3 protein-coding genes are annotated in these 4,505 nt (G+C 61.5%); 1 reads left to right on the forward strand and 2 read right to left on the reverse strand.

Annotated elements, in window-relative coordinates; translation table 11 throughout:
• Window positions 1-60 precede the first annotated feature (60 nt).
• Both H1Y01_RS05280 and H1Y01_RS05285 read right to left on the reverse strand, forming a co-directional pair.
• Window positions 61-2,097, reverse strand: coding sequence for a S9 family peptidase (locus H1Y01_RS05280; RefSeq protein ID WP_219341295.1), 2,037 nt, complete (start codon window positions 2,095-2,097; stop codon window positions 61-63).
• Between the two features lie 304 nt (window positions 2,098-2,401).
• Window positions 2,402-3,328, reverse strand: a complete 927-nt coding sequence (locus tag H1Y01_RS05285; RefSeq protein ID WP_180539228.1) for a hypothetical protein — start codon at window positions 3,326-3,328, stop codon at window positions 2,402-2,404.
• A 208-nt stretch (window positions 3,329-3,536) separates the two neighbouring features.
• Between H1Y01_RS05285 and H1Y01_RS05290 the strand changes: the two genes are divergently transcribed.
• A complete protein-coding gene (locus H1Y01_RS05290) occupies window positions 3,537-4,505 on the forward strand; it encodes a S53 family peptidase (RefSeq protein WP_180539229.1) in 969 nt (322 codons plus the stop codon).

Consider the following 4,505-nt stretch of genomic DNA (forward strand, 5'->3'; position numbering starts at 1 on the left):
GAAAATCCCGCCTATACCCAGAACAACCAATGCCACCAGCGTGGCGAGAGCGATGCGCACTTAGTTTGTAGGTCCTTGTTTATCGTTGGTTGCTTTTTCGTAAGTAGATAGCCAGTCGAGAACCGTCTGATACCACAGCAACGAGTTCTGCGGGTGAAGTACCCAGTGTCCTTCATCCGGAAACACAAGCAAGCGGGACGGAACTTTCTCCATCTGCAGCGCTGTGAAAAGCGCCAAACCTTGCGTGTACGGAATGCGGAAATCGAGTTCGCCGTGAATTACCAGCGTTGGCGTCTTGAAGTCCTTCACGTAATTGTTCGGCGACCATTTCGCGTACATTTCCGGATTCTGCCACGGCATTCCGCCGAACTCCCAGATCGGAAACCAAAGCTCTTCGGTGCTTTCGGCTTCGCCCGTCAGATCGAACACGCCGGCGTGAGAAACCAGGCACTTGAAACGGTCGGTGTGGCCCAGAATCCAGTCGATCATATAACCGCCGTAAGATGCGCCGGCGGCTGCGATCCGATCTTTATCGACATAGGGCAGCGCAGCAACCGCATCGGTGACGGCCATGATGTCCTGGTACGCGCGGCCGCCCCAATCGCCATTCACGTCGTCGATGAACTTCTGCCCGAACCCGACGGAGCCGCGCGGATTCGGCATCACAACGACATAGCCGGCCGAGGCGAACACTTGCTCATTCCACCGGTAGCTCCAGCTCTGGCCCCATTCGCCTTCCGGACCGCCATGGATCAGAATCACCGCCGGATATTTCTGCGCCGGATCGAAGCCCGGAGGCTTGACCACGAAACTCTGGATCTGCGCATCTTCCGAGCCTTTGGTCGACATTTCCTCAAGCGGCTGCGTCGGATGCGAGCGCAGCAGGTCGTCGTTGAAGTGCGTGAGCGCGACGGGCGCGCCGCCGCGCGAAGCCGCGCGCATAATCTGCACGGGTTCGGAACCGGATTGCCGCGTGAACACCATCGTCTTTCCGTCGCGCGTCAGTTGCATGTCGTCCAGCGTATTGTCGCCGTTGACCGCGATTTGAATGGCCCCGCCGGTCACGGGGAGGAATTGGATTGCCTGCCGGCCACGATCGGTTGCGGTGAAGAAGATGTTGCGCGAGTCCGGTGAAAAGGTAAATGAGTTGACCCAGCGGTCGAGCAGGTCGGTCAGTACGGTCACGGTACCCGTCGCGCGGTCCATCACGAGGAGGCGCCAGCGGTCGCTCTCATAACCCGGACGCTGCTGCGCGCGCCATGCCAGGTACTTCCCGTCGGGCGAATATTGCGGACTCGAATCGGCCGCGGGGTTGTTGGTGATCTTGCGGGCCTCGCCACCTACGATCGGGCCACCAATGGGCACGACGAACAGATCGGAGTTGGTGCTTGTCGCCGGCTGCTCGTCCGTATTCATCGCGAAGCAGACTTCCTGGCTGTTCGGGGAGATCACGTAATCGTCGGGTCCGCCGAGCGAGAACGGAGGCACTTCGCGATTGCCCGGCGTCAGGTCTTTGAAGTCGCTCGCCGCACCGGCGCTCAGATCGAGAGCCGCCGAAATCAGATGACTTCGCCGCGCGCCCTGCCACGTCGTCCAGTGCCGGTAGAGCAGGCTGTTGATGATCCGGGCGTGGGGCGCGGTCTTGGCCGCATCGAGAGCTTTCTTATTACACGCATCGTCGATGCCGCAGTCCGGAAACACTTCGCTGGTGAAGATGATGTGCTTGCTATCCGCGGCTACCGTGACATCGGAAGCTTCGGTTGCGAGCGAGGTCAACTGCGCCGCGCCGGTGCCATCCGCGTTCATGATCCAGATCTGCCCACTCCCATTGCGATCCGAATCGAAGACGATTTTGGATCCGCCGGACGCCCATCGCGGACGATCGCCGGCGCCCAGGAGCTTCGGCTCGCCGCCGGCAATCGGGACCGTATAGATGGAGTTGTGCTTCGCGTTTGCGGCGACGTCGATCGTCTGGGCCACAAACGCGACGGTTCCGCCATCGGGCGAAATCTGCGGATCGCTGAGGCGAACAACCGACAGCAGCGCGTTGACGTCCATGCCGGGCTGCTGTGCGTGCAGCAGTCCTGCAAGCAGCAAAAATCCGAACAAATTTCCAAACCACGCGCGGCGCATCATCAGCAGGTTACCAGCAGCAGGTTACCGAGCCGAAGCGCCGGCCACCTGGTGCGAGAACCGGTGCACTCGTTCCGGCCGCGCGCCGCTATGCTCACGAGAGGACATTTGATTCGCGCTTAGGCTGGCTATTAACCTCTGACCAGGGCCGCCCTAGCACGGACAGGGCGACCCGACTCAGGTACCCCTGAGCGCAATCCCACGAACGTACTCCGCAGTGTTGTCCTGGTCCACGCGGCGCACCATCCGCAGGTTACCAGCCGGTGCCCTATTGCTTTGCCGTTCCCGCCGGCGCACCCGGGGCGCGGAGCATCATCCGATTCGTCGACACCAGATCGGCGGACTCGCCCGTCGAATCCGTCCAGCGCAAGACACGGAACGGACGCACGGTTTCCACGTAAAAAGTCTCAGTCTCGCCGTCGTCAAAGACCACGGTACAGAGTTCCGCCGGTTGCGCACCGACGGTCTGCTGCTCAGCCGAACGGCTCAAAACCGCGTGCCGCCAATTCAACTGCCGGTGCTCTTCCCGGACATCCCGCAGCGCCGGCAAAACCGAAACCGCGCGCTTTTCCCCGCGGTTCAACTGCGGGGCGGCCATGTGCCGCGCCCAGAACCACAAAGCATCTCCGGAGACGCCGTCCCTTGGATAGGCAAGCGTGATCTGCTCGTCGCCTTCGTTCGCGAAGTAGCTGTATTGGTGCGAACGCACACCGCTCGCATCGAACAGCAGCTGATGGAAAAGCTGGCCGTCCCACCCCTGCAGGGAGAAATCCGTCTTCGTCTCGACCCCCGGTACGCGCCCATCCACCGAAGTCAGCGTCACGGCGGACGTGGTCATCTCTTCGGCAGTCTCCGGTGGAGAAGCCGTGCGCTCGATCCAGTCCATTTCGATCGCGGGGAACGCGTCGCGCGCCTGCTCATGCACCTTCGGATCGATCGGCACCCGTTCATCCTCCGAGTACAGGAGCCGTCGCGTGATCGCCGTCGCGCTGCCCTTCTGCAGTTTGCCTTGCCGCCTCCGCTCGGTGTTGTAAGCGCAGACTTCCGACGAGCTGTCATTCCAGACATCGCGGAAGTCCGCGCCGTAAACCGGAGGTCGCAGCGCCTGGCGATCGCTCGCCGCCTGCGGTTCACCGGCACACCCGATCAAAAAAAGCGCCAGAATCGTCAAAGCCGGGAACCAGAAAAATCGCACCTTTCGAAAGTGTACTTCCCCACTTTGATAACCTCGCCAAATCGGCGTGAAAATCAGAACTCTTGCACTACTCACAATTTGTGGCGTCTCCGCAGGGGCACAAACGGACCCTCTTCTGGAACCGGCGCACCATCCCATCCAGTTTTTAACGAAGAACAGCTCAACCCCGACCGGGTATACACCCGCGCAGGTACGACACGCGTACGGCGTGGATCAATTGACCAACGGTGGTGAAGGCCAGACAATCGGCATCGTCGATTCGAACGACTACCCGGCTGCCGAAGCCGACTTGAGTTTCTTCAGCACCACGTTCGGGCTCCCGCAATGTACGGTGGCGAGCGGCTGCCTGACCATCGTTTATGCCAATGGCGTGAAGCCGCCGTTCAACCGGGGCGCTACCGGAGAAACATCACTCGATCTGCAGTGGGCGCACGCGATCGCGCCGAATGCCAAATTGCTCCTGGTGGAAACCGGCGCGAGGATTGCCGATCTTCTCGACGGAGTTCCGATAGCCGCGGCACACGGCGCGTCGGTCGTGAGTATGAGCTGGGGCACCAACCGCGAGGCGCCCTACGAGACGTCGCTCGACGCCAAGTACTTCAGTGACGCGAAAGTCACTTACTTCAACGCCTCCGGCGATAACGGCAACAATCTGTTCGGTTACCCGGGCGCATCCCCGTTGGTGGTGGGCGCGGGCGGTACAACGCTGCTCCTCGATTCCGAAGGAAATATCGTGAGCGAAACGGCGTGGCATGGCAGCGGCGGCGGTGAGAGCCTCTACTTCGCCGAGCCCGCGTATCAGGTTCCGTATCAAAGCACGGGGCAGCGCGGCGTTCCCGATGTCGCGTGGGATTCGAGCCCGTTTACCGGGATCCCGGTGTACGATTCCGATGACGGGAAGTGGGGCGAGGCGGGCGGAACGAGTTGCGCCTCGCCGCAGTGGGCAGCGTTGACGGCGATCGCGAACAGCATGCGCGCGGAAGCCGGCAAGGGGACGATCGGCACGAATTTCCTGACCGTCATCTACCAGAACCCGAGCGCGCTACGCGACATTACGCAAGGCTCGAACGGTAAGTGCGGGACGATTTGCGATGCGGGTCCGGGCTATGACTTCGTTACCGGGCTGGGCAGTCCGATGGCTCCGCTGGTGGTAGCGGCTTTGGTGGCTGCTCCGTAG

This window comes from Nevskia soli, assembly GCF_903970205.1.
Classification (GTDB): Bacteria; Acidobacteriota; Terriglobia; order Bryobacterales; family Bryobacteraceae; genus Bog-113.